This is a genomic window from Aquibium oceanicum, from assembly GCF_001889605.1.
GTDB lineage: Bacteria > Pseudomonadota > Alphaproteobacteria > Rhizobiales > Rhizobiaceae > Aquibium > Aquibium oceanicum.
In genome coordinates, this window is the sequence record NZ_CP018171.1 from 2,829,419 (window position 1) to 2,854,612 (window position 25,194).

Annotated in this window: 21 protein-coding genes; 14 read left to right on the forward strand and 7 right to left on the reverse strand. The window is 65.2% G+C overall.

All coding sequences use genetic code 11. The annotated features are described in order from the left end of the window. Positions 1–27 precede the first annotated feature (27 nt). Positions 28–1,050 (forward strand): glutamate cyclase domain-containing protein, encoded by a 1,023-nt coding sequence (locus tag BSQ44_RS13835; protein WP_072605103.1) that lies wholly within the window; start codon positions 28–30, stop codon positions 1,048–1,050. A gap of 30 nt (positions 1,051–1,080) precedes the next feature. On the opposite strand, the gene BSQ44_RS13840 is transcribed toward BSQ44_RS13835, so the two are convergent. The 5 genes from BSQ44_RS13840 to BSQ44_RS13860 are packed head-to-tail and all read right to left on the reverse strand — an operon-like array spanning position 1,081 to position 6,520. Continuing rightward, the gene (locus tag BSQ44_RS13840) at positions 1,081–2,301 is read right to left on the reverse strand and encodes a molybdopterin molybdotransferase MoeA (protein WP_072605105.1); all 1,221 of its coding nucleotides are present in this window, start codon (positions 2,299–2,301) and stop codon (positions 1,081–1,083) included. Then, the gene (gene moaC / locus BSQ44_RS13845; protein ID WP_072605107.1) at positions 2,291–2,782 is read right to left on the reverse strand and encodes a cyclic pyranopterin monophosphate synthase MoaC; all 492 of its coding nucleotides are present in this window, start codon (positions 2,780–2,782) and stop codon (positions 2,291–2,293) included. Before moaC ends, BSQ44_RS13840 begins: the two co-directional genes overlap by 11 nt. Positions 2,783–2,789: 7 nt before the next feature. Then, a complete protein-coding gene (trpC, locus tag BSQ44_RS13850) occupies positions 2,790–3,608 on the reverse strand; it encodes an indole-3-glycerol phosphate synthase TrpC (protein ID WP_072605110.1) in 819 nt (272 codons plus the stop codon). Further along, complete coding sequence (gene trpD, locus BSQ44_RS13855) at positions 3,605–4,627, reverse strand: anthranilate phosphoribosyltransferase (protein ID WP_072605112.1); 1,023 nt, start codon at positions 4,625–4,627, stop codon at positions 3,605–3,607. The genes trpC and trpD overlap by 4 nt, the downstream gene beginning before the upstream one ends. A gap of 6 nt (positions 4,628–4,633) precedes the next feature. Continuing rightward, complete coding sequence (locus tag BSQ44_RS13860) at positions 4,634–6,520, reverse strand: SurA N-terminal domain-containing protein (protein WP_072608059.1); 1,887 nt, start codon at positions 6,518–6,520, stop codon at positions 4,634–4,636. Between the two features lie 149 nt (positions 6,521–6,669). Between BSQ44_RS13860 and tpiA the strand changes: the two genes are divergently transcribed. From tpiA to BSQ44_RS13880, 4 genes are all read left to right on the forward strand, one after another. Further along, positions 6,670–7,434 carry a triose-phosphate isomerase gene (gene tpiA / locus BSQ44_RS13865; protein WP_072605114.1) on the forward strand — a complete coding sequence of 255 codons (765 nt, stop codon included), beginning with the start codon at positions 6,670–6,672 and terminating at the stop codon, positions 7,432–7,434. A 162-nt stretch (positions 7,435–7,596) separates the two neighbouring features. Next, positions 7,597–7,977 (forward strand): preprotein translocase subunit SecG, encoded by a 381-nt coding sequence (gene secG / locus BSQ44_RS13870; RefSeq protein ID WP_072605116.1) that lies wholly within the window; start codon positions 7,597–7,599, stop codon positions 7,975–7,977. Between the two features lie 235 nt (positions 7,978–8,212). Next, positions 8,213–9,091, forward strand: coding sequence for a L,D-transpeptidase (locus BSQ44_RS13875; protein WP_072605118.1), 879 nt, complete (start codon positions 8,213–8,215; stop codon positions 9,089–9,091). Positions 9,092–9,628: 537 nt separating this feature from the next. Then, positions 9,629–11,257 (forward strand): CTP synthase, encoded by a 1,629-nt coding sequence (locus BSQ44_RS13880; RefSeq protein ID WP_072605121.1) that lies wholly within the window; start codon positions 9,629–9,631, stop codon positions 11,255–11,257. A gap of 69 nt (positions 11,258–11,326) precedes the next feature. Here BSQ44_RS13880 and BSQ44_RS13885 read toward each other — a convergent pair whose 3' ends face one another. Beyond that, positions 11,327–12,163 carry a hypothetical protein gene (locus BSQ44_RS13885; protein ID WP_072605123.1) on the reverse strand — a complete coding sequence of 279 codons (837 nt, stop codon included), beginning with the start codon at positions 12,161–12,163 and terminating at the stop codon, positions 11,327–11,329. Between the two features lie 334 nt (positions 12,164–12,497). Between BSQ44_RS13885 and BSQ44_RS13890 the strand changes: the two genes are divergently transcribed. The 9 genes from BSQ44_RS13890 (at position 12,498) to BSQ44_RS13930 (ending at position 24,131) form a co-directional block, all read left to right on the forward strand. Beyond that, entirely contained in the window at positions 12,498–15,695 is a 3,198-nt protein-coding gene (locus tag BSQ44_RS13890) for a S8 family serine peptidase (protein ID WP_083534745.1), read from the forward strand. 383 nt (positions 15,696–16,078) lie between these two features. Further along, positions 16,079–17,323, forward strand: coding sequence for a septal ring lytic transglycosylase RlpA family protein (locus tag BSQ44_RS13895; protein ID WP_072608060.1), 1,245 nt, complete (start codon positions 16,079–16,081; stop codon positions 17,321–17,323). 135 nt (positions 17,324–17,458) lie between these two features. Continuing rightward, positions 17,459–18,616, forward strand: a complete 1,158-nt coding sequence (locus BSQ44_RS13900) for a D-alanyl-D-alanine carboxypeptidase family protein (protein ID WP_072605127.1) — start codon at positions 17,459–17,461, stop codon at positions 18,614–18,616. A gap of 73 nt (positions 18,617–18,689) precedes the next feature. Next, positions 18,690–19,349 (forward strand): dTMP kinase, encoded by a 660-nt coding sequence (gene tmk, locus BSQ44_RS13905; RefSeq protein WP_072605129.1) that lies wholly within the window; start codon positions 18,690–18,692, stop codon positions 19,347–19,349. Next, a complete protein-coding gene (locus tag BSQ44_RS13910; protein ID WP_072605132.1) occupies positions 19,346–20,410 on the forward strand; it encodes a DNA polymerase III subunit delta' in 1,065 nt (354 codons plus the stop codon). Before tmk ends, BSQ44_RS13910 begins: the two co-directional genes overlap by 4 nt. Before the next feature lie 57 nt (positions 20,411–20,467). Then, on the forward strand, positions 20,468–22,015 hold the full coding sequence (metG, locus tag BSQ44_RS13915) for a methionine--tRNA ligase (protein WP_072605134.1): 1,548 nt from the start codon (positions 20,468–20,470) through the stop codon (positions 22,013–22,015). Positions 22,016–22,019: 4 nt separating this feature from the next. Beyond that, positions 22,020–22,814 carry a TatD family hydrolase gene (locus tag BSQ44_RS13920; protein WP_072605148.1) on the forward strand — a complete coding sequence of 265 codons (795 nt, stop codon included), beginning with the start codon at positions 22,020–22,022 and terminating at the stop codon, positions 22,812–22,814. After that, positions 22,814–23,635, forward strand: coding sequence for an MBL fold metallo-hydrolase (locus BSQ44_RS13925; RefSeq protein WP_072605150.1), 822 nt, complete (start codon positions 22,814–22,816; stop codon positions 23,633–23,635). The genes BSQ44_RS13920 and BSQ44_RS13925 overlap by 1 nt, the downstream gene beginning before the upstream one ends. 25 nt (positions 23,636–23,660) lie before the next feature. After that, positions 23,661–24,131, forward strand: a complete 471-nt coding sequence (locus BSQ44_RS13930) for a YbaK/EbsC family protein (RefSeq protein WP_072605153.1) — start codon at positions 23,661–23,663, stop codon at positions 24,129–24,131. A gap of 259 nt (positions 24,132–24,390) precedes the next feature. Here the strand turns inward: BSQ44_RS13930 and BSQ44_RS13935 are convergent, their stop codons facing one another. Then, entirely contained in the window at positions 24,391–25,086 is a 696-nt protein-coding gene (locus tag BSQ44_RS13935; RefSeq protein WP_335622597.1) for a fumarylacetoacetate hydrolase family protein, read from the reverse strand. Positions 25,087–25,194 lie beyond the last annotated feature (108 nt).

Sequence of the window (25,194 nt, forward strand, 5' to 3'; positions counted from 1 at the left end):
CCGACGAGACTTTCCAGGGAGACGAGTGTGGATGATGTGATAGGCGAGGCGCTCGACCGCCTCATCTGCGTGGAGATGCGCTATGCTTCCGGGGTGCCCAGAGGCATCATTCATCGGCTCTACGATGCCGCCCGCGCGGAGGCTGGACGCCCGCTGACCACGCTTGCGACTGAACTCCTGGTGAAGGCAGTCAAGCCGGGCGATCGCGTGCTGATCGTGACCGGCGCCGGCGCTCCACCGTTTCTGCCCTACGGCGAAACGGATGGACCGCTCGGCGCGGTGGCCATCGCCCATGCGCTCGACCTCGCTCTCGGTGCGAAGCCGATTTTCCTGTCGGAGGAGCGCAATCTGGCTCCGATCGCAGCGACGGCGGAAGCCGCGGGCCTCTCCGTTCTGGCAGAAGACATGTTCGCGGCCCGGGCCGCCTCCGCCATGTGCGTTCCGCTGCTCATGGCTCCGGAGGACTGGGAGGGCCAAGCCGCCGCGCTCGTCGAGCAGCACCGTCCGGCCGCGGTGATTTTCGTCGAAAAGGGCGGGCCTAACGACAAGGGCCGCTTCCACACGATCACCGGCAACGGACGGGACCGCACCGTCATGGCCTCGGCCGACGCGCTGGCCGACGCCGCGGGCAGGGCGGGCATCCCGACGATCGGTATCGGCGACGGCGGAAACGAGATCGGCTTCGGGCGCGTCACGGAGGCGGTCGCCGAGATACAGGAATTTGGCCGGAAGTGCCGCTGCGGCTGCGGAGGCGGCATCGGGACCATCGTCAGGACCGACGTCCTGATGGTCGCCGCGATTTCCAACTGGGCCGGCTACGCGCTCGCCGCGGGCATCGCGCTGGCAACCGACCGTCCCGACGCGCTCCATGATCTGGGCATCGAGTCCGACATGCTCGCCGCCTGCGCCCGGGCGGGTGCAGTCGACGGGTTGAACGGGCGTCAGATGAGAGGCGTGGACGGAACGACGGCTGAAACGCAGATCGCCGTCATGACGATGATCCACAACATAGTGAGCAACGCGCGCCGACCGCTGCGTCGCGAGTTCTAATCGGCGACGGCGCCTACGATTTTCTGTTTGTCAGGACAACACCAGGAGCCGGCACTCCTCTCCGGCTTCGGCGGGCGGTGCGAAGGGCGCGCGTACGATGAAGGCTCCGGCTTCGGCCATGACGCGGAGCATGGAGGAATCCTGGATCATCGAGGGCGTGGCGACGATGCGGCCGTCTTCGCGGCGGATCGCGGCGCGCAGGTAGTCCTGGCGCTGGTCGTTTGCGGACACCGGTGCGCCGAGAACGCCGGTTCGCAGATCCGCCTCGTGCAGCCGGCCCGCCATGCGCGCAACCAGCGGCTTGAGGAAGACATAGGAGCAGACGAGGCTCGCTACCGGATTGCCCGGCAGACCGACGATTTTTCGGCCGCCGAGCGTTCCCGCCATGAGCGGCTTGCCGGGACGCATGGCGATTTTCCAGAAGTCGAGTTCGCCGCCGCGCGCCGTCAGCACTTCGCGCACCAGGTCGTGGACACCGACCGACGCGCCGCCGATCGTCACGATCAGATTCGCGCCCGCTTCCAGCGCCCGGTCGAGCGTGGCCGATATGGCGTCGCGGTCGTCCGCAACGATGCCGCAGTCGAGCACTCGAGCCCCCGCGGAGCGGACGATTTCGGCCACGCCGAACCCGTTCGAGGCGATGATCTGGCCCGGCCCCACGATACTGCCGGGCGGCAGCAGTTCGTCGCCCGTCGCGATGACCGCGACCAGCGGCTTCCTCACCACGTCGAGCGCGGCGTGATTGGCCGAGGCGGCAAGCGAAAGAGCCGGCGGGTCGAGCCGGCGTCCGCGGTTCAGCAACGGCTGGCCTTCGGTGAAATCGAGGCCGCGCGCGCGCACGTGGCGTCGGGCGGAGACGGTTTCCTTGGCTTCTATGACATTGTCGGCGATCGTGGTCGCGTCTTCCTGGATAAGGACGCAATCGCTGCCCTCGGGCATCGGCGCGCCGGTGAAGATGCGCACCGCCTGGCCCGGACCGACCGTGCCGGCAAAGGGCCGTCCAGCCGGGGCCGCGCCGATCACCTTCAGCCGGGCGGGCAGGCGGGAGACATCGGCCGAGCGGACCGCGTAGCCGTCCATGGCGGAGGCGTCGAAGGGCGGCTGCGTGCGCAAAGATACGATGTCAGCCGCGAGGATGCGGTCGCCGCAATCCGCGATCGGCAGGCGTTCGGCCGCCAGCGGCTCGACGCCGTCGAGCAGCAGGCGCAGCGCCTCGTCGACGGGGAGGAGAGCGGACGTTCTAGCCTGCATCGACGCGCCAGTCGCCCGATTTGCCACCAGTCTTCTCCAGCAGGCGGATGCCCGAGATGGTCATGCCGCGGTCAACCGCCTTCGCCATGTCGTAGATGGTGAGGCAGGCGACCGAGGCGGCGGTGAGTGCCTCCATCTCCACGCCGGTCTTTCCGGTCACCGACGCGGTGGCCTTCACGCGCAGCCCCGGCAGGTCCTCGTCCGGGTCGATCTCGACCGACACCTTGTTCAGCATGAGCGGATGGCAGAGCGGGATGAGCTCGTGCGTCTTCTTGGCGGCCATGATTCCGGCAATCCGCGCCGTGCCGAGCACGTCCCCCTTCCTGGCGTTGCCGTCGAGGATCATGCGCAAGGTCGCGGGCGCCATCGTGACACAGCCCTCGGCCACCGCGACGCGTGCGGTCTCGGCCTTTGCACCGACGTCGACCATGTGCGCCTCGCCGGAGGTGCTGATATGGGTGAGGGCGGCCTTCTCGGGCATTTTGGCCTCAGGCCGATTTCCGGACGTCCGCCGAGCCTAGACCGAGCAGCGTTTTCGTGGCCGCCGCTACGTCGTCCTGGCGCATCAGGCTCTCGCCGACGAGGAACGTGTTGATGCCGCGCGTTGCCAGCCGGCGGCAGTCGTCGTTCGTGAAGATGCCGCTTTCGCCGACGAGGATACGATCGTCGGGAACCATCTCGGCGAGCCGTTCCGACGTTGCGAGATCAACCTCGAAGGTCCGAAGGTTGCGGTTGTTGATGCCGATCAGCGGCGAGGAAAGGCGCAGCGCGCGCTCCATTTCCGGTTCGTCGTGCACCTCGATCAGGACAGCCATGTCGAGAGAACGGGCCGTCTCCTCCAGCGCCTGTGCCTCGCCGTCCGAGACGCTCGCCATGATGATCAGGATGGCGTCGGCGCCCCAGTTCCGCGCCTCGAAGACCTGGTAGGGCTCGAACATGAAATCCTTGCGCAGCGCCGGCAGCGAGGTCTGCGACCGCGCGGTGGTGAGGAACTCCGGCGCGCCCTGGAACGACGGCGTGTCGGTCAGCACCGAGAGGCAGGCGGCGCCGCCGTATTCGTAGGCGCGGGCGAGTGCCGGCGGATCGAAATCGGACCGGATCAGTCCCTTGGAGGGGCTTGCCTTCTTGATCTCGGCGATCAGTGCGAAGGCGCCCGTATCGATCCTGGCGCGGATCGCGCCGGCGAAGTCGCGGGGAGGGGAGGCGTCCAGCGCGCGCGCCTGCATGTCGGCCAGCGGCACGAGCGCCTTCGCGGACGCGATCTCGTCGCGCTTGTAGGCTTCGATCCGGCGCAGGATGTCGGTCATTCGGCTCCCTCGCGGTTCGAGACGGCAACGAGCCGTTCGAGCGCCTTCTCGGCCTTGCCACCGTCGATCGCTTCTGCTGCCAGCGCGACGCCATCGTGAAGCGTCGATGCCCGTCCCGCCACGACGAGTGCAGCGGCGGCGTTCGCGAGAACGATGTCGCGGTAGGGCGACTTCTCGCCCGCCAGCACGGACCGCAGCGCCAGCGCGTTGTGGGCCGCATCGCCCCCGCGAAGGTCGGCGAAGTCGGCGCGCGGCAGGCCCGCGTCCTCGGGTTCGATGGTGAAGACGTCGACGGCTCCGTCTTTCAGCGCCGCCACTTTCGTGGAGCCCGCCGTCGTGACCTCGTCCAGGCCATCGCCGTGAACCACCCATGCGGCTTCGGCGCCGAGCGTCTTCAGTACGTTCGCCACCGGTTCGACCCACTCGGGCGCGAAGACCCCTACCAGAAGGCGTTTCACGCCGGCGGGGTTCGACAGCGGGCCGAGCAGATTGAAGATGGTGCGTGTCCCGAGTTCCACCCGTGCGGGGCCGACATGCTTCATGGCCGAATGGTGCTTCGGCGCGAACATGAAGCCGACGCCCGCTTCGCGGATGCAGGCGGCGATGCCCTTGGGACCGATGTCGAGATCGATGCCCAGCGCCGACAACGTGTCGGCCGCGCCGGATTTCGACGAAAGGGCCCGGTTGCCATGCTTGGCGATAGGGACCCCGGCGCCGGCCAGCACGAAGGCCGCGCAGGTCGAGATGTTGTAGGAGCCCGAGACGTCGCCGCCGGTGCCGACGATATCGATGGCATCCGCGGGCGCCGCGACCGGCAGCATCTTGGCGCGCATCGTCGCGACGGCGCCGGAAATCTCCTCGACGGTTTCGCCGCGCACGCGCATGGCCATGAGGAACCCGCCGATCTGCGCCGGCGTGGCTTCCCCCGACATGACGATGTCGAACGCGGCACGCGCCTCGTCGAACGTGAGGGCGCTACCCGACGCGACCTTGGCGATGAAGGGCTTGAAGTCGCTCATCCCGCCTCAAAAGCTCAAGGCCTGCTGGATGGCGGACTGGTTGACGCGGACGTCGTAGCGGCCCCGCAGTTCGGAGACGAGTTGGTCGAGCAGATCGTCCGACCAGCCGGATTGAAGCGCCTGGCGGGTCTCCGGCGTCAGCGATTCGGCGCTGGCTCCCGCCGGCTCGAAGACTTCCGTGACCTTGTAGACGATCTGGCCGTCACCGGTAGGCGTCGGTGTCGTGCCGGTGCCGCCTTCGGCCACACCGAATACTCCGGCGACACCCGATTCGCCGATATCGGCATCCGCCGCGCCGCGCCTGATGCCGCGCTTGACCTGCTTTTCCAGACCGAGTTCGGCGGCGATATCGTCCAGAGATGCGCCGTCGGCCACGCGCTTCCTGATTTCTTCGGCCTTTGCCGAGATGCGCGAGGACTTCTCGGCCGTCAGCCAGTCGGCGAGCACCTTCGGCTTCATCTCCTCGAGGGTGCGGTCGCGGCTGGGGGTGATTCCCTCGACCTCATAGAAGAGGAAGCCGCTGGATCCGATGTTGATCGCCGGGTTCTCGACGCCGACTTCCGTCTCGAAGACTCCGCCCAGCAGCACCGGCAGCTGCGGCACCTGCGACAGCGTCTCGCCATCCGGCCCTTGGCCCGACGAATCGATCGCCTCGATGACCACCGTCTGGAGGCCCAGATCCGCCGCGGCTTCCTGCATGGTCGCACCCCCGGCGCGCGCGTCTTCATAGCGATCATGCACGTCTAACAGGATGCGGTTGGCCTCGGCGAGCGCGAGCTCCTGGCGGATCTCGTCCTTCACCTCCGCAAGCGGCTTCACCACTTCCGGCTTGATCTCCGTCACGCGGACGATGGCCGGACCGAAGGCCCCGTCGACGATACCGCTGACTTCGTTCGGCTGGAGCTCGAAAGCGGCGTTGGCGATCGCACGATCCGGCACGCGCGTCTTTTCGAGCGTGCCGAGCCGCACGTCCTCCAGCGTCTTTCCTTCCGCGGTGACCATCTGTTCGAACGTGGCACCTCCCGAGATGCGATCGGCGGCGATCTTGGCCGCGTCCTCGTTGGCGAACACGATCTGCTCGATCGTGCGGCGCTCGGGCGTCGTGTAGTGGCTGGCGTTGTTCTCGTAGTCCTCTGCAACCTGTTCGTCGGTGACCGAGGACGGGTCGGCAATATCGGAGGGCTCAAGCTTGACGTAGGCGACGCGGCGGTATTCCGGTGCCGCATAGCGCGCCTTGTTGTCCTCGAAATACCCTGACAGCACCTGGTCCGAGGGATCTTCGACCGGCTCAACGAGCGTCGCGGGCAGGACGAGATATTCCGCGGTCCTGTCCTCTCCCTGATAGAGCGCCATGGCGCGCATGAAGGTATCGGGAACGGACAGTCCGTCGGAAACCGCATCCACGATCTGCTGGCGCACGGCCACCTGCTCGCGGTTCTTCAGATAGTCCTCGGGCCGCATGCCGATCTGCCGCAGGACGAACTCGAACTGGCGGCGGTCGAAGCCGCCGTTCGGTCCCTGGAACGCCGGGTCCTCCGCGGTGAGCAAAGCGAGGCGGTCCTTCGAGACCCCGAGATGCATGTTGCGCGCCTGCTCGTCCAGGACGGCACCGGCGATCACCTGCCCGAGCACCTGGTTGTCTAGGCCGAACGCCACCGCCTGCTCCCGCGTGATGCGTCCGCCGAACTGCTGGGAGATCGCCGAGAGCTGCCGGTCGTAGGCCAGCCTGTAGTCGATCGCCGACACCGTGGTGTCTCCGGCCGTGACGACGTCGCCGCCGGTCGTCCCGGCGAGCTGGCCGGATATTCCCCAGACGGCGAAGCTGAGGACCAGGAGCAGAAGCAGGAGCTTCGCCACCCAGGTTCCGGCCGCCGAGCGTAGTGAATCGAGCATCTGAGTTCCGAATTCGTGACAATTGTCGCGCAAGAAGGCGCGCATTCAGGTGAGCAAATAGACTCCTTCGAGGCGGGTGTCGATTGCTTTATGGTGCCGATTTGGTAGGAAACCCGCGCATCTCCTCGTTTCCTATCGGGATTTCAATCATGACCAAGGGCATCCGGCCGCTCGTCGCGGGCAACTGGAAAATGAACGGGACCGGCGCCTCGCTGGGCGAGCTACGGTCGATCGGCCACGGCTTCATGAGCGGGCTGGATACCGAGACGGATGCACTGCTGTGCGTGCCTGCCACTTTGCTGTGGCGAGCCCACGAGATTCTCTCCTCCACGCCCGTCCGCTGCGGCGGACAGGATTGCCATGCACGCCCGAGCGGCGCCCATACCGGCGACATTTCGGCGGAGATGCTGAAGGATGCCGGCGCGAGCCACGTCATCGTGGGGCATTCCGAGCGGCGGGCCGACCACGGCGAGACGGACGCGCAGGTCCAGCTGAAGGCCGAGGCGGCCTGGCTCGGCGGCCTGACCGCCATCATCTGCGTCGGCGAGACGCAGGCCGAACGCGACGCAGGCAGGACGCTCGACGTTCTCTCCCGGCAGGTCGCCGGATCGGTGCCGCCCGGCGCCACGCGCAAGAACACCGTCGTCGCCTACGAGCCCGTCTGGGCCATCGGGACGGGCCTGACCCCAACCGCCCGGGACGTTGCGCAGGCGCACGCGCACATCCGCGCGGAACTGGGAAAGAAGATGAACGCCGAAGCCGCCACGACCCGCATCCTGTATGGCGGTTCGGTCAAGCCCTCCAACGCGGTCGAGCTGATGTCGGTCGACAACGTCGACGGCGCGCTCGTCGGAGGAGCGAGCCTCAAGGCCTCGGACTTCCTGGGAATCGCGGAAGCCTACAGGTCGCTGTAGACGGCGGGAGCGCCCGATTTCGTTTGACACGAAGGTGCGGGACACCCACATCCCGCCGTGCCTGCGGGCACTTGCACTTGGAAACCCCGCAAAAGGCGTGTATTGAGCCGCGTCTTCTCCCAAGGCGTCGTACTTGCCGGAAAATTTCCGCGGATTGGAAATATGGAAACCATACTCGTTGTCATCCACCTGATGATCGTCCTTGCGCTGGTCGGCGTCGTCCTTCTGCAGCGTTCGGAAGGCGGCGGTCTCGGCATCGGCGGCGGGTCCGGCTTCATGACGGCGCGCGGTGCCGCGAACGCGCTGACGCGCGCGACGGCCATTCTCGCGGCAGCATTCTTCGTCACGTCGCTCGGGCTCACGTTGATTGCGCGCTACGGCGAACAGCCGATCGACATCCTCGAACGCCTGCCCGCGGGCCAGCAGCAGCAGGAAAACGGAACGGGTAGCGGCGGCGGTGTGCTCGACCAACTCGGCGGCAGCGATACGCCCGCGCCGGTCGAACCGGCGGCGCCCGCGGGTCCGCAGGTGCCCAACCAGTAGTCGTCGTCTTCTGATGCAATGAAACGGCCGGTTGTCCGGCCGTTTCTTCATGTCGAAGGCATTTCCTTTCTTAGACTGTTGTTTTGCTGCAACCCTTTTTCCTCGGTTCGCTCTTTGGAGCTGGCGAACCGACGAAGTTCGTTGAGAAAATTGATCTTTCTCCGCTATTATGCCGCAGCTCGCGGATAGGGATTTTCCAGACCGTCCGAGCTGTAGCGAAAGATGGATCGAGACGATGCGTTCAGGGCGTGTGTTGCTTGCATTGGGATTGGCCGCCGCGGTGGCGCTTGCCGCATTCGGACCGGCGCGTGCCGAAGGTGACAGGTTTCGTTTCTCTCCGCCGCCCCTGTCCCTGAAGAAGGAGCCGGCCAAGTCCGAGAAGGCAAAGCTCGCCTCGAAGGAGAAAACGAAGGCCGTTGCCGAGCGCCAGAAGGCGTCGGAAGCCCGGAAGGCGCAGCCCAGCGTTCCCGTCCCGACCGTCGCCGAGGTGGTCTCCAGCGGCAACAACGGCGAACTGCGTAGCACCGTGGAGCAGCAGACCGGCCTGTTCGGCGGCCTCTTCGGCAGCCCGGCCTCGCGGCTGCTGCCCCAGACCGAAGCACTCGACGGCGTGCTGGAGCAGACGCAGAAGGGCCGGAAATTCGCGGTCAAGGACGAGTTTGTTCCCCAGACCGTCGCCTTCTCCGGATATCAGCGCGGAACCATCGTGATCGATACGGGCAAGCGCTTCCTCTATCTGGTGGAAACGCCGACCAGCGCCCGCCGATACGCCATCGCGGTCGGACGGGAAGGCCTGGAGTTCAAGGGTACGGCCAAGGTCGGCGACAAGCAGGAATGGCCGCGCTGGATCCCGACGCTCGACATGCAGAAGCGCGAGCCGAAGAAGTACGGGCAGTACAAGGACGGCATGCCCGGAGGTCCAGCAAATCCGCTCGGTGCGCGCGCCATCTACCTCTACCAGGGCAAGAAGGACACGCATATCCGTATCCACGGCACGAACCAGCCGCAGACCATCGGCACCAATTCGTCGAACGGCTGCTTTAGGATGATCAACGAGCACGTGATGGACCTTTACGGCCGCGTGCGGGTCGGCACCGAAGTCGTGGTGCTCTGACAGAGTTCCCGCGGCCCGCATCCGCCGGGCCGCGACCTTCGACTGTTTAAGACCCGCATCGTGACCTGTCGCGGCTTGGCTGGAGAAGTTTACGCTGGCCGCGCGCGCTCTGCGATTGCCTGCACATCGACACCCTTCGGCAGGTTACCGAAAAAGTGGCCCCATTGCCCGGCGAGGCGTGACACGCAGAACACTTCCGCCACCGCAGCCGGCGCGTGCCTGACGAGCAGGACGCCCTGAAGCACGGCCATCCTCCGCGCGCACGATCGGTGACGAGGAGATCAACATCTTCCAGGTCGGGCGGCTCCGTGGGACTCGAAGGAGGGTAGGGCGGTCATCGAGTTTCCTCCTCACTTTCATTTTCGTTTCCGCGCCCCGGAGAGCTAAACCGGAGCGTTCGCCCTCGGTGGAACGACATATTCCAACCATCGCCGATCGCGCTTGCCGACGCAGGTCCGAAAGCAGCCGGGGGAAAGGTGGGCGGCGGGGATTTTTCCTCTGGCGGAATCGTGCTGCCAGCGTTAAGCCCTGACTCCCATGGCGCGATATGTATTCATCACTGGCGGCGTGGTTTCCTCGCTTGGCAAAGGCATCGCGGCGGCGGCTCTGGGAGCCCTGCTGCAGGCGCGCGGCTATCGCGCGCGCATCAAGAAGCTCGATCCCTATCTGAACGTTGATCCCGGCACGATGTCTCCGTACCAGCATGGCGAGGTGTTCGTGACCGACGACGGGGCCGAGACGGACCTCGATCTCGGCCACTACGAGCGGTTCACCGGACGGTCCGCGAACCAGCAGGACAACATCACCACCGGCCGCATCTACAAGAACATCATCGAGAAGGAGCGCCGCGGCGACTATCTCGGAGCCACCGTTCAGGTAATCCCGCACGTCACCGACGAGATCAAGAACTTCGTGCTCGAAGGCAATGACGAGTACGACTTCGTGCTGTGCGAGATCGGCGGAACGGTCGGCGATATCGAGGCGATGCCCTTCCTGGAAGCGATCCGCCAGCTCGGCAACGATCTGCCACGCAACAACGCGGTCTACGTTCATCTGACCCTGATGCCATGGATCCCCGCCGCCGGCGAGTTGAAGACCAAGCCGACGCAGCATTCGGTCAAGGAACTGCGCTCGATCGGCATCGCGCCCGACATCCTGCTGGTCCGCGCCGATCGACCGATCCCGAAGGAAGAGCGGCGCAAGCTCTCGCTGTTTTGCAACGTGCGCGAATCGGCCGTCATCCAGGCGCTCGACGTCTCGCACATCTACGACGTGCCCATCGCCTATCACAAGGAAGGGCTCGACGGCGAACTTCTGGCGGCATTCGGCATCGATCCTGCGCCCAAGCCGCGCATGGAACGCTGGCAGGAAGTGTCCGATCGCATCCAGAATCCCGAAGGCGAGGTGACGATCGCGGTTGTCGGCAAGTACACGGGCCTCAAGGACGCCTACAAATCGCTGATGGAGGCGCTTTCGCATGGCGGCATAGCCAACCGGGTGCGGGTCAAGCTCGACTGGATCGAGAGCGAGGTGTTCGAGAAGGAGGACCCGGCACCCTGGCTGGAAAAGGTGCACGGCATCCTCGTGCCCGGCGGCTTCGGCGAGCGCGGCTCGGAGGGCAAGATCCTGGCGGCTAAGTTCGCGCGCGAGCGCAAGGTTCCGTATTTCGGAATCTGTTTTGGCATGCAGATGGCTTGCATCGAGGCGGCACGGTCGCTGGCAGGCATCGAGGGAGCGTCCTCGACCGAATTCGGCCCGGCGAAGGAGCCGGTCGTGGGCCTGATGACGGAATGGTTGAAGGGCAACATGCTGGAAAAGCGCCGCGAGACCGACGATCTGGGCGGCACGATGCGGCTGGGCGCCTACGATGCGCGGCTGGCGCCGGACTCCAAGATCGCTGCGATCTACGGCGACACGGCGATCTCGGAACGCCATCGCCATCGCTACGAGGTCAACATCGACTACAAGGATCGCCTGGAACAGTGCGGCCTCGTTTTTGCGGGCATGTCGCCCGACGGCGTGCTGCCGGAAACGATCGAGTATCCCGACCATCCCTGGTTCGTCGGCGTGCAGTACCATCCCGAACTGAAGTCGCGCCCCTTCGAGCCGCACCCGCTGTTCGCAAGCTTCATCGGCGCGGCAGTGGAGCAGTCGCGACTGGTGTGACGTCCCGGCGAAGTGACGGCGGCAGCCGCCGGTGCCCTGATATCCGGCACCGGCCGCGGGCGTCGGCCGCTATTCCAACCGGATGCTGATCGCCTCGAGCAGGAACGTGTTGCCGGTCTCCTCGGGATCCGGCAAGATGCCGATGAAGTCGCCTAGATAATTGACCGCCGGCGGGACCTGGTAGGTGAAGGATGCACGATTAGCATCGGCGCCGACATCGAGCTTCTTCCATCCGCTGTTTCCCACTTCGTTCGTGGAATAAGCGACCCAGATCGTGCCTGGCTTGTCAGCCGTGCCGAGGATGGTGATTGTCGCTGATTTGCCGGAGGCTTGCAGTTCGATCTCGTGCGGAAGCGCAAGGGAAACTCCAGTGGTCCTGCCCGTCGGCACAGCACCTTCAAGATAGCCGGACAACGACAGGGCGGTTTCCTCCCGGCCGACCGAAAGGCCTTCGGGGACGATTATCGTCCCCTGCGGAAAATCCCCGGCGGTCATGAGGTAGTCGCCCTCCGCCGTTGACGTGAAACTTGCTTCCGGTATGGCGTTTTCGACTTGGTAGAGCCACCAGGAGGCCGTGGCCGTACCGAGGATGAGGATCGCCGCCAGGCCGGCGAATAACACCGATGCCCGCCCGGGTACGCGCCGCTCTCGGCGCGGGCGCTCCGCCTCCGGGGCATCGTGCTCGGGACCCGCCATTTCTTCGGGGACATCCGGGGCATGCTCCCTTTCGAGATCGGCGATGACTTCCTCCAGAATCGCGATGTGTTCGGGAGAATTCTCGGTGATGGTCTTGCGAGCACGGGCATAGATTGCATGGCGGTATCGGGGGGCTTGGTCAGGCAGGCGCCGCAACGCCGTCTCGATACTGTTGCGAATGACCGAATCAGGAGTGCCAGGAATGTTCATCGTTTCCTTCGAGCCATTCCGGTTTACGTTTCGTCCACTCTTTCCGCCTTTGCATAAATTGCACCGAAAAGCGCGCGGGCAAGGTTCTAATGGTGCGAATCGGGGATCTTCCTTGCGAGTCGACGTTGTGGCCTCCGGCTGCAACCGTAGGTGAGGCATTAAGATTCATTTTTGCAATCAATAATAGGGCTTCTCGATCCCGCGGCTCAACTGATGTTATCCTTAATCGCCTTCAACACTTTGCGAATGTACCCCGTCCCCACATAATTCCTTGTTAATTTTGGCGCGCTTCTGATAACTTCCTCTGGGGCAAGATTGATAGAGGAGGTGGGAGATGCTATTTTCAATAGTATCGAAGACCCTGAGGCGCACGCTGGCTGCGGCGCTGTTGATGACAACGGCCAGCGGGTTCGCATTATCGGCCGAGTCAGGGCTTTCAAGCGCTGCGATGGGCAAGCTGGTCGAAGCCGACCAGGTTCTCGCAAAAATTTCGGAAAACAGCGGCAAGGTTCGGGTAATTGTCGAGTTCGGCATGCCCCAGGCTGCCGGAGCGTCCGCAAGCGCTGCGGCGGATGACGAGGCGGTTACCTCGGCCGTGCATCAGAAGCAGGACGAGATCCTGGGCCGCGTGTTCGCGGCGCAGGGTGGCCTGTCCGGCGCGATGGCTTCGGACGACCTCGGCATCAAGAGAATGGACTTCTCGCCGATGTTCGCGGCAACCGTCGACGAGGCTACGCTGGAGAAGCTCGCCGCCGACCCGGCGGTGGTACGCATTCACGACGATGCGCTCGCCAAGCCGGATTTGCTGCAGTCGCTTCCGCTGATCGGCATGCCGAACGCCTACGCGGCCGGCGCGACCGGCAGCGGCTGGTATGTGGCCGTGCTCGACACGGGTGCGCGCCGGTCGCACGAATTCCTGATCTCGAGCGTCGGCTCGGCGGCGTGCTACAGCACGAACAACTCAAGCTATCCGTCTTTCAGCTACTGCCCCGGCGGTGTGGGCGCTTCGACGGACATCAACTCAGCGCTGGACTGCGACCCGGCGACGGTCTACGGGTGCGGCCACGGTACCCACGTTTCGGGCACCGCAGCTGGCTTCAACACCAGCCAGAGTTCTGGAGAGCCTACGAACGGCGTGGCCCGCAACGGCAAGCTGATTACCATCAACGTCTTCTCTCGGTTCACGACCTCCTCGAGCTGTGGCTCGAGCATCCGGTCCAACGGCTGCGTGCTGGCCTACACCTCCGACCAGATCAAGGGTCTGGAGCGTGTGTATGCGCTGCGCAACACCTACAAGATCGCCTCGGTGAACATGAGCCTTGGCGGCGGACAATATTTCTCCGCCTGCGATACGCAACCACATAAGCCGATCATCGACCAGTTGCGCGCCGCTGGCATCGCCACCGTGATCGCCGCGGGCAACAGCGGCTACAACACCAGCGTCGGCGCCCCCGGCTGTATCTCGAGCGCGATCACGGTCGCGTCCTCGACCAAGTCGGACGTGCGTTCCTCGTTCTCGAACTGGGGCTCCCTGATCGACGTGGTGGCTCCCGGTTCCTCGATCCTGGCGTCCTATGTAAGCGGATCGAGCAACTCTTTTTATAGCTCCCTGAGCGGCACCTCGATGGCCTCTCCGCACGTCGCGGGTATCTTCGCGGCGCTGAAGTCCGCCAAGCCCACCGCCACGGTCACGCAGATCGAGACGGCTTTGGAAGCCACGGGCGTCAACATCTCCTCGTCGGGCACGACGAAGCCCCGCGTGAAGGTAGACAGCGCCCTGACGTATCTGGGCGGCGGTGCCACGGCCAAAGCGGTGATGACCTCGCCGACGCCGGGCTCGACGCTCGGTTCTTCGGCGACGTTCGTGTGGACCGCCGGTACCGGCGTTTCGCAGTACTGGCTCTACGTCGGGTCAACCGGCGCGGGCTCGACCAACATCTACCAGGCCAGCCAGGGCACGAGTAAGTCGAAGACCGTGACGGGGCTTCCCTCCACGGGCACGATCTACGTGCGCCTGTGGTCGCTGTTTAGCGGCACGGGCTGGCAGTACAACGACTACACCTACAAGACCGGCGGCGGCGTGAAAGCCGTCATGACCTCGCCGACGCCGGGCTCCACGCTCGGTTCCTCGGCGACGTTCGTGTGGACCGCGGGTACGAACGTCAACTCGTACTGGCTCTATGTCGGTTCCACCGGCGTGGGTTCGTACAACATCCTGAACTCCAGCAACGGTACGAGCACGACGCGTACGGTGACGGGTTTGCCGTCCACGGGCACGATCTACGTGCGGCTGTGGTCGCTGATTTCCGGCGCCTGGCAGTCCAACGACTACACCTACAAGACCGGCGGCGGCGTCAAGGCGGTCATGACCTCCCCGACACCGGGTTCCACCCTCGGTTCCTCGGCGACGTTCGTGTGGACCACGGGTACGAACGTCAACTCGTACTGGCTTTATGTCGGTTCCAACGGCGTAGGTTCGTACAACATCCTGAACTCCAGCAACGGTACGAGCACGACGCGTACGGTGTCTGGCCTGCCGTCCACGGGCACGATCTACGTGCGGCTGTGGTCGCTGATTTCCGGCGCCTGGCAGTCCAACGACTACACCTACAAGGCCGGCGGCGCCGTCAAGGCCGTCATGACCTCTCCGACGCCGGGCTCCACCCTCGGCTCCTCGGCGACGTTCATGTGGACGACGGGTAGCGGCGTTAGCTCCTACTGGCTCTATGTCGGCTCCACCGGTGCGGGTTCGTACAACATCCTGAACTCCAGCAACGGTACGAGCACGACGCGTACGGTGACGGGTCTGCCGTCCACGGGCACGATCTATGTGCGCCTGTGGTCGCTGATCACCGGCACCGGCTGGCAGTACAACGACTACACCTACAAGGCCGGCGGTGCGGTCAAGGCCGTCATGACCTCTCCGACGCCGGGCTCCACCCTCGGCTCCTCGGCGACGTTCATGTGGACGACGGGTAGCGGCGTTAGCTCCTACTGGCTCTATGTCGGCTCCACCGGTGCGGGTTCGTACAACATCCTGAACTCCAGCAACGGTACGAGCACGACGCGTACGGTGACGGGTCTGCCGTCCACGGGCACGATCTATGTGCGCCTGTGGTCGCTGATCACCGGCACCGGCTGGCAGTACAACGACTACACCTACAAGGCCGGCGGCGGCGGGACGAAGTCCGTCCTTCTCTCACCGGCGAACGGAAGCAAACTGGCGACCTCTCAGAAGTTTACGTGGTCGGCGGTCAGTGGTGCTTCGCAGTACTGGATCTACTTCGGTTCGACCGTCGGTGGACAAAATTACTATAGCGCCACGCAGGGTACGACGACCACGAACACGTTCAACTTCAACAACTTCAACGGCCAGGCCATCTATATGCGGCTCTGGACGCTGTACAACGGAACGTGGGCATACAACGACTACAACTTCGTTGCACCTGGCGGGACGACGGGATCATCGGTATCCTCAGCGAACGGAACACCATCGGTATCCGCAGCCTTGACGCAGAGTTCGCTTCAGTAGCTCGACTGCAACCGTACCAACTCGACGCGATGCGGCGGCCACTCCGGTGGCCGCCGTTTCCTTTCCAGTTACCTTCCCGAAGCGTGCTTTCGGACCGGTTCTCGCTCTCCGCGCGATGCGCGGCATCGACCGCACTTGGAGTTTGGGGCCGGGCCTGTTTCCAGGCGTCCAGCCCGCGAAGTTGTCCCCGCTTTCTGGACAAGCGACGTCTTGTCACAATATCGCCCCGTTCTCGCCACAAGAGCTTTACAGGCTGCTAAACAATTTCGGTCTATGGATTACGTGCCGGTCATGGCGACTTGGGGGGTTCCCATCCGGCGCGTTGCTGTCTTAGGTTCGCGCCTGACAGCGTCTTGCAATGAGGGACTTCGGGGACGCCAATGATGCAGAGACGGACGACCAGGCGCGTACTTCGCGCGACGTCCCTGACATGTGTTGCGATGGCGGGTGTGGTGCTCACCTCCTGTGCCTCCCAGCCGACTCCGAAGGCCAAGCTAGCCAAGTCGAAGGAATACTTCGCCGAATCCGAGTACGGCGTGAAGGCGAGCCCCCGGGTGACGTCCACGAAGGCATTGCTGCCGCGCGGCGGCGGTCGCGACCAGATCGGCAAGCCCTACAAGGTCAAGGGCAAGTGGTACAAGCCGAAGGAAGATCCGGATTACGTGAAGGTTGGCAGGGCGTCCTGGTACGGCGACGCGTTCCACGGCCGGCTCACCGCCAATGGTGAAATATACGACATGACGCACCTGACGGCCGCGCATCCGACGATGCCGTTGCCGAGCTATGCGCGGGTCACCAATACGAAGAACGGCAACTCCGTCATCGTGCGCGTCAACGACCGCGGCCCGTTCGCCAACGACAGAATCATCGACCTTTCCAAGCGCGCAGCCGACCTGCTTGACTACACGCATTCCGGCATCGCACAGGTGAAGGTCGAATATGTCGGACGGGCGCCGCTGCACGGCCAGGATGACCGTTTCCTGATGGCCTCCTACAGGCCGGGCGGTGCGGATCCGGTTCCGGGCGGAGAGATCGCCACCGGCGTGATGATCGCAATGAACGGTCCCACACCCACCGCCCCATTGCCGACCACCTCCGTGGCCTTCGCCGGATCGCTCGGCACCCCGCCGGCTCAAACGACGCTGGCGCAGCCGGCGCTGGCCACCGCCAATCCATTGCTGCCGGCCGTCGATGCGGCTGATCCGTCACTGCCGTCGGTCGGTCCCGCAGTTCCCGAACGTCCCGCGTACGCCGGCGACCTGCCCGTCAGGATGGCCTCGCTGTCCTATGCCGAAGAACGGGTAAGCCGTGCCAACGAACCGTTCGGCGCGTTCGCCACCGGCATGACACCGGCGCAGATCGTCGCGTCGTGGGAGCGAGGGCAGGGGGGTGCTGTCGCGGCGGGCGGTGAGTACCTTGCCATCGGCACCTATGCCGATCGCGCCGAAGCGGATGCGATTGCAGGTGTCCTGTCGGAATTCGGCCGGCCAGAGATCGTCGCCGAACCGTCAGATGGCGCGGTCTGGTACACCGTCAACCTCCATGCCGACAGCCGCGAACCGCTCGACCGGATGCTGTCGCTTGCCTGGGCGTCCGGCGCCGCCGATGCCATCCCGGTCCGCGACTGAGCAGACCTCGATTGCGGTCGCCGCGATGAGACGTTGATTCCCCTTCCGCGACCTTGCTAGGTTGGACAATGATGAATGGGCCGGCTGCCGGTCCGTCATCGCGTGTCTGATCGTCCAAGTCACAGGATCGCGTACATGCCCCTTCTCCTGAAGGCGATCGCAGCCTTCGCCGCTATGGCTCTGCTGTCTTGCGCACCCGCGCGCGCGCAACTGTTCGAGACGCGGGCCGAGCAGGCCTTCGTGATCGACGCCGAGACGGGCACGATCCTGTTTGCCAAGGATCCGGACAAGCTGATACCGCCAGCCTCGCTCGCCAAGCTGATGACGATGGAAGTCGTCTTCCACGCGCTGAAGACCGGCCGTCTGTCACTGGACGACCAGTTTCTGGTCAGCGAGAATGCCTGGCGCACTGGCGGAGCGCCATCGGGCACGTCCACCATGTTCGCGGAGCTGAAATCATCCATTCCGCTCAGGGACCTGATCCAGGGCGTCATCGTTCAGTCAGCAAATGACGGCTGTATCGTCATCGCGGAGGGGATGGCCGGGTCGGAGGCGAACTTCGCCCAGCTCATGACCGAGCGCGCGCGTCAGATCGGCCTCAGCAAATCGGTTTTCAAGACCGCGACGGGACTTCCGGCGGAAGGCCAGGTGGTCACGGTTCGGGAGCTGGCAATGCTCGGGCTGCACATCTGGCGAGAATACCCCGAGTTCTACAAGTACTACTCGCAGCCGGATTTCACCTGGAACGGCATCCGGCAGTCGAACCGCAATCCGCTGCTCAAGATGGACATCGGGGCGGATGGCATGAAGACGGGCTACACGGAAGAGTCCGGCTACGGCATCGTGGGCTCCGTGGAGCGCGACGGGCGCCGGCTCTTCGCCGCGCTGAGCGGCATGTCCAGCGAAGCCGTCCGCGCCGAAGAGGCCAGGAAAATCCTCGATTGGGGCATGCGGGCCTTCGACAAGCTGGAGATTTTCGGCGCGGACGAAGTGGTCGGCGAAGCCAAGCTCTATGGCGGTGCCAAGGGCGGCGTGGAACTCAAGGCGAAGCAGCCGATCGCGATATTCGTACCCATCACCAATCGCGACCGGTTGATCGCGAGGATCGTCTATGAGGGGCCGGTCGAGGCGCCGGTGGAGGAGGGGACGCCGGTCGGCGCCCTGAAAGTCTGGATCGGCGAGACGCTGAGCCAGGAGACGCCGCTCTACGCCGCCGAAAGCGTGGGCACGGGACCGCTCTACAGCCGCGCGATCGACGCCGTCGAGGAACTCATGGTCGGCTGGCTGCGCTGAACCGTGCCGGCGTGGACCTTCGGCCCCAGCGGGACTATGTAGACGGCATGGCTTGGTGCCGAGGGATCGCCGTTTGCAACGCGGACTGTTCATAAGTTTCGAAGGCGGCGAAGGCGCGGGGAAGTCGACGCAGATCCGCCGCCTCGCCGAGGGGCTGCGCGCCCGGGGCTTCGACGTCGTCGTCACGCGGGAACCAGGCGGCTCGCCGGGCGCCGAGGCCGTACGCCACGTTCTCCTGTCGGGCGCGGCCGAGCCGTTCGGGTCGAAGATGGAAGCCGTGTTGTTCGCCGCCGCACGCTCCGACCACGTCGAGCAGGTCATCCGCCCCGCCGTCGAGCGCGGCGCCGTGGTGCTGAGCGATCGTTTCCTCGATTCCTCCCGCGTCTACCAGGGCGTCACCGGCGGTATCGATGGCGGCTTCATGCAGGCGCTCGAGCGGGTCGCGATCAATGGCATGATGTCCGACCTCACTCTAATATTAGACCTCGACCCGGCGGAAGGCCTGCGGCGGGCAGCCGAGCGTCGGGGCGACGAGACGGCCGACCGCTTCGAAAAGGAGACGCTGGCGATCCACGAACGGCGGCGGGAGGCGTTCCTCGATATCGCGCATCTCGAACCGGAACGCTGCGTCGTCGTCGATGCCGCGCGAAGCGAGGAGGAGGTCGCCGGGCGCATCGCAGCGGCGGTCGATGCCCTCATCGAAGGGCGTCAGGAAAAGGAAGCCGCCGAATGATTTTCGAGAGGATGGCGCCGGAACAATTCGACACCCTGGCCGAGGTTCCGGAGCCGGCGGAAAACCCGGTGCTCGCCGGCCATGAGGCACAGGCGTCGCAACTCGCTTCCGCCTACCGGTCCGGGAAGCTCCATCACGGGTTGATCCTTTCGGGGCCGCGTGGCGTCGGCAAGGCGACTTTCGCCTTCCATCTCGCCCATCACATGCTGAAACATCCCGACCGCACAAGGGCGCCCGAGCGCTTGGCCGTGCCCGACCCTGCTTCCTCGCTGTTTCGCATGATCGCCGGCGGCAGCCATCCCGGTGTGCTCTATCTGACGCGGCCCGTGAACGAGAAGACCAAGGCCTTTCGGGGAGCGGTTACGGTGGAGGAGATCCGCAGGGTCAATCGCTTCCTGTCGATGACCGCACACGACGGCGGCTACCGCATCGTCATCATTGATCCGGCTGACGACATGAACACCAACGCCGCCAACGCGCTCCTGAAGAGCCTGGAGGAGCCGCCGGGGCACACCGTCTTCATGCTGATCTCCCACGCCGCGGGCGGGCTCCTCCCCACGATACGTTCGCGCTGCCAGACGGTGCGATTTCATGGCCTGTCGGCCGACGAGGTCGCGGCGGTGCTCGCGCGTCTGGGAATGGCCCAGGGAACCGACGCTGGAGCGCTCGCCGCACGCACCGGCGGAAGTATCCGCGAGGCGATCCTGCTCACCGAGTATGGCGGGCTGGAGATCGCAGGCGCGATGGAAGGCCTCGTCGGCGCGAAATCGTTCGACACCGCCGCCGCCTGGAAGCTCGCCGACGCCGTCTCGGGGCGCGACCAGTCCATCCAGTTATCGCTGTTCAACCGGCACGTGCTCGATCATCTCGGCGCGCATGCCTCGGCCGCCGCGCTGGCGGGCGAACTCGGCCGGGCCGAAAAGATATCGGCGATGTGGCAGGAGGCGAGCCGCACCATCGGCGAGACAGAGACCTACAATCTCGACAAACGCCAGCACGTCGCTGGCCTGGTCCGGCGCATGCACGAGGTGCTCGGCGCCGACACGCGCCGGCAGGGATAGAATTCGCCGCCGCGATGCGCTATCTGCTCGGCTCCACCCGCGAAGCCGCCCGGTAAGATGTCCAGAGAAAAATTCTATATCACGACCGCGATTTCCTATCCGAACGGCAAGCCGCATATCGGCCATGCCTACGAGATGATCGCCACCGACGCGATTGCGCGGTTCCAGCGCCTCGATGGCAAGGACGTCTATTTTCAGACGGGAACGGACGAGCACGGCATCAAGATGTTCCAGACGGCGCGCAAGGAAGGCATTCCCACGCGCGAACTGGCCAGCCGCAATTCCGACGAGTTCGAGCGCATGGCCAAGGCGCTGAACGTCTCGCACGACTGCTTCTTCCGCACGACGGAGAAGCGCCATTACACCGCGAGCCAGGCGATCTGGAGCGCGATGGCGGCCAATGGCGACATCTACAAGGGCGGCTATGCCGGCTGGTACTCCGTCCGCGACGAGGCCTATTACGGCGAGGAGGAGACCGAGGTGCGCGAGGACGGCGTGCGCTACGGTCCGCAGGGAACGCCGGTCGAATGGGTCGAGGAGGAGAGCTATTTCTTCCGGCTTTCGGCCTATCAGGAGCCGCTGCTGAAGCTCTACGACGAGCGTCCGGACTTCATCGCGCCGCCCGAGCGCCGCAACGAGGTGATGAGCTTCGTGAAGTCGGGGCTGAAGGACCTCTCCATCTCGCGCACGACCTTCGACTGGGGCGTGCCGGTTCCGGGCGACGAAAAACACGTCATGTATGTGTGGGTCGACGCGCTCACCAACTACATCACCGGCGTCGGCTATCCGGACAGGGACGCCCCGATGTGGGAGCGCTGGCCGGCCGACGTGCACGTCATCGGCAAGGACATCGTCCGCTTCCATGCGATCTATTGGCCGGCATTCCTGATGTCGGCCGGGGTTGAGCTCCCCAAGCGTGTCTTCGGCCACGGCTTCGTGTTCAACCGCGGGGAGAAGATGTCGAAGTCCGTCGGCAACGTCATCGATCCGTTCGCTCTGGCCGAGCACTACGGCCTCGACCAGATGCGCTATTTCCTGCTCCGCGACATCCCGTTCGGTCAGGACGGCAGCTACAGCCATGACGCGATCGTGGCCCGCACCAATGCCGATCTCGCCAACGGCATCGGCAACCTGGCGCAACGCTCGCTGTCGATGATCGCCAAGAACTGCGACGGAAAGGCGCCGCAGAAGGGCGAACTCGCCGCAGAGGACGAGGCGATCCTGGCCGTATTGGCAAACGCGGTCGCGTCGTCGCGCAAGGCGATGGCCGAGCAGGCGATCCACCGGGCGCTTGCGGAGGTGATCGAGATCGTCGCCGAGGCAGACCGCTACTTCGCGGGCCAGGCGCCCTGGGCATTGCGCAAGACCGATCCGGCCCGCATGGAGACGGTGCTGTGGACCACAGCGGAGGTGGTGCGCCGCATCGCCATCCTGCTGCAGCCCTACGTGCCGGACTCTGCGGGCAAGCTGCTCGACCTGCTGGCGGTGGCCGGCGACAGGCGCGGCTTCGATGCGATCGGCGAGGCCGACGCGCTGGTTCCCGGTACGCCGCTTCCGGCGCCGGCCGGCGTCTTCCCGCGTTACGTCGAAACGACCGACGGCTGACGGCATGCTGGTCGACAGCCACTGCCATCTGGATTTCCCCGATTTCGCCCAGGAGCGCGAGGCCGTGATCGCGCGCGCGCAAGCCGCGGGCGTCGACCTCATGGTGACGATATCGACGCGCGTAAAGCGGTTCGACGAGATACGCGCAATCGCCGAGGCGCATGACAGCGTCTGGTGCTCCGTCGGCACCCATCCGCACAACGCGGCCGAGGAACTCGACGTCACCACCGAAGACCTCGTGCGCCTGTCTGCGCATCCGCGCGTCGTGGCGATCGGCGAGGCGGGGCTGGACTACTTCTACGACCGCTCGCCGCGTGAGGCGCAGGCCGAGGGCTTTCGGCGCCACATTGCAGCGGCGCGCGAGACCGGGCTGCCGCTGGTCATCCATTCGCGCGATGCCGACGACGACATGGCGGACATCCTGGAGGAGGAGACGGGGAAGGGGCCCTTCCCGTTCATCCTGCACTGCTTCTCCTCCGGCCGGGCTCTTGCCGATGCCGGCGTGCGGCTCGGCGGATACGTCTCCTTCTCAGGCATCCTCACTTTCAGGAAATCGACGGAACTGCGTGTAATCGCAGCCGGAATCCCGCGAGACCGTCTGCTCGTCGAGACCGATGCGCCTTATCTGGCACCCATGCCGCACCGCGGCAGCCGCAACGAACCGGCCTTCGTCGCCAACACCGCAGCCGTACTTGCGGAAACGCTCGGCGTCACACCGGACGAGATCGCGCGCCAGACGACCGAAAACTTCTTCCGGCTCTTTCAGAAGGTGAAGCGGCCCACGGGCGCGGACGCCTGATGGCCGGCGCCGACGTATTGCGCCTGACCATTCTCGGCTGCGGCTCTTCGCCGGGTACACCGCACATCACCGGCGATTGGGGCGCCTGCGACCCCGCCAATCCAAGGAACCGGCGCAGCCGCGCCTCCGCGCTGGTGGAACGCATCACGGCGAAAGGCCGGACGACCGTGGTGATCGACACGGGTCCCGATTTCCGCGAGCAGATGATCCGCACCGGCGTGCGTCGGCTCGATGCCGCGATCTTCACCCACCCGCATGCCGACCATATCCACGGCATCGACGACCTGCGCGGCTATGCGCTGGCGCAGCGCCGGCTGATGGACGTGCATGCCGACAAATACACCATGGAGCGGCTTCAGCACGGGTTCGGATACTGCTTCGAGACGCCGCCCGGCAGTTCCTATCCGCCGATCCTCAAGCCGGTGCGTATCGCCCATGACGTGCCGTTCGCGATCGAAGGAGAGGGCGGTTCCCTCACCTTCGCGCCGCTGCCGCAGATTCACGGCGACATTCTTTCGCTCGGCTTCCGCGTCGGTGACATCGCCTATTGCCCCGACGTCAGCGACATCCCGCCCGAGACCGCCGCTCGGCTCCAGGGCCTCGATACGCTGGTCATCGACGCGCTCCAGTACGAACGCCATCCCTCGCATCTTTCGCTTGAACAGGCGCTCGGCTGGATCGACCGCCTGAAGCCGAAAAACGCCGTGCTGACGCACATGCACATCCCGCTCGACTACGACACCGTGATGCGGGACACGCCTGCAGACGTGGTACCGGGATTCGATGGCATGGTAATCGAGGTTCCGGCTCCTAACAATTGAATCGCTTGGATATTCCGGAGGCACGATGAGCAAGAGCGTGGAACGGGTCCGCCAGGCCGCTGCGGCCAAGGGACTGAAGGTCGAGGTGCGCCGCATGGGCGAATCGACCCGCACCGCCGAGGAAGCCGCCGCGCAATGTGGCGTCGGCGTCGGTCAGATCGTCAAGTCGCTGATCTTCAAGGGCTCCGAGAGCGAAAAGCTCTATCTCTTCCTAGTTCCCGGCGACCGGCGGCTCGACCAGGAAAAGGCCGTGGCACTGGTCGGCGAAGCGCTGGTCCGCGCCGATCCGCGCGAGGTTCGCGAGCGCACCGGCTTCGCCATCGGCGGCGTGGCGCCGATCGGACACACGGGTCCGGTCGAAGCCTTCGCCGACGGCCGACTGGCGTCCTACGACATCGTGTGGGCGGCGGCCGGCGCGCATGACGCGGTGTTCTCATGCGAACCCAAGACCCTGATCGAGGCGGCCGGCGCTCAGGTCGCCGACATTGGCGTCTGAGCCACGGCGCTGTTTAGAACGGACACCACAGTGCCGGGGACGGCCACGAAACCGCACATTTCCGGACTTTCGCCACAGCCAAAAGTTCCATAATCTATCTTATGCGGCAAAGCTATGTGCGCAATGGTGGCGCGGTATCGCTCCCGCTGGCTCCACATTGGCTGGCCCTCTCCCCGCCAATCCTCGCCCGAACCGCCCTCGCGGCGACGGAACTGGCCGACGCCATTTCCAGGCGCCCGGCGTTCCCCTCGCTGCTGCGTCAATCCGGATCGCCGATGGTCAGCGCGATGTCCGAAAGTCCGTCGATGCCGCCGGTGATGCGATCGCCAGGGTTCACCGGTCCGACGCCGGCCGGCGTTCCGCTCATGATCAGGTCGCCGGGCCGCAGGTGGTAGAAACCGGAGAGATGGCTGACGATCTCGTCGACCTTCCAGATCAGCTCCGAGAGCCGCGCGTCCTGCCGTGGCGTGCCGTTCACCTCGAGATGGATACACTGCTCGCCGATCACGCCGAAATCGTCGCTCCGGGTGATCGGCGCCATGACCGCGGAGCCCTCGACGTCCTTGCCCAGATCCCAGGGCCGCTGCTTTTGCCGTGACGCGATCTGGAGGTCGCGACGCGTCATGTCGAGCCCGCAGCAGTAGCCGTAGATCGCATTCATCGCCGCAGCGCGTTCCACACGGAAAGCCGGCGCGCCGATCGCCAGCACGAGTTCCATCTCGTGGTGGAAGTCCTCCGTACCGGGCGGATACGGGATCGTTGTGCCCGTCGCCTGCAACGCCTGCGCCGACTTGGTGAAATAGAACGGCGCCTCGCGGTCGACTTCGAACCCCATCTCGGCGGCATGGGCGGCGTAGTTGCGCCCTACACAGAAGATGCGCCGCACCGGGAACAGAGACCCCTCCCCGATCACGGGTACGGCCGCGATCTCCGGCGGGTCGAACAGATAGCGCATCGTCATCCTCCTGATTTGCCGGCGGCGTCGACGCCCGGCACGCGACTCCATAGGCCGTTTGGCTCCGCCGTGCGCAAGCAAAAAACGTCGATAAACAGTCGACTGCAT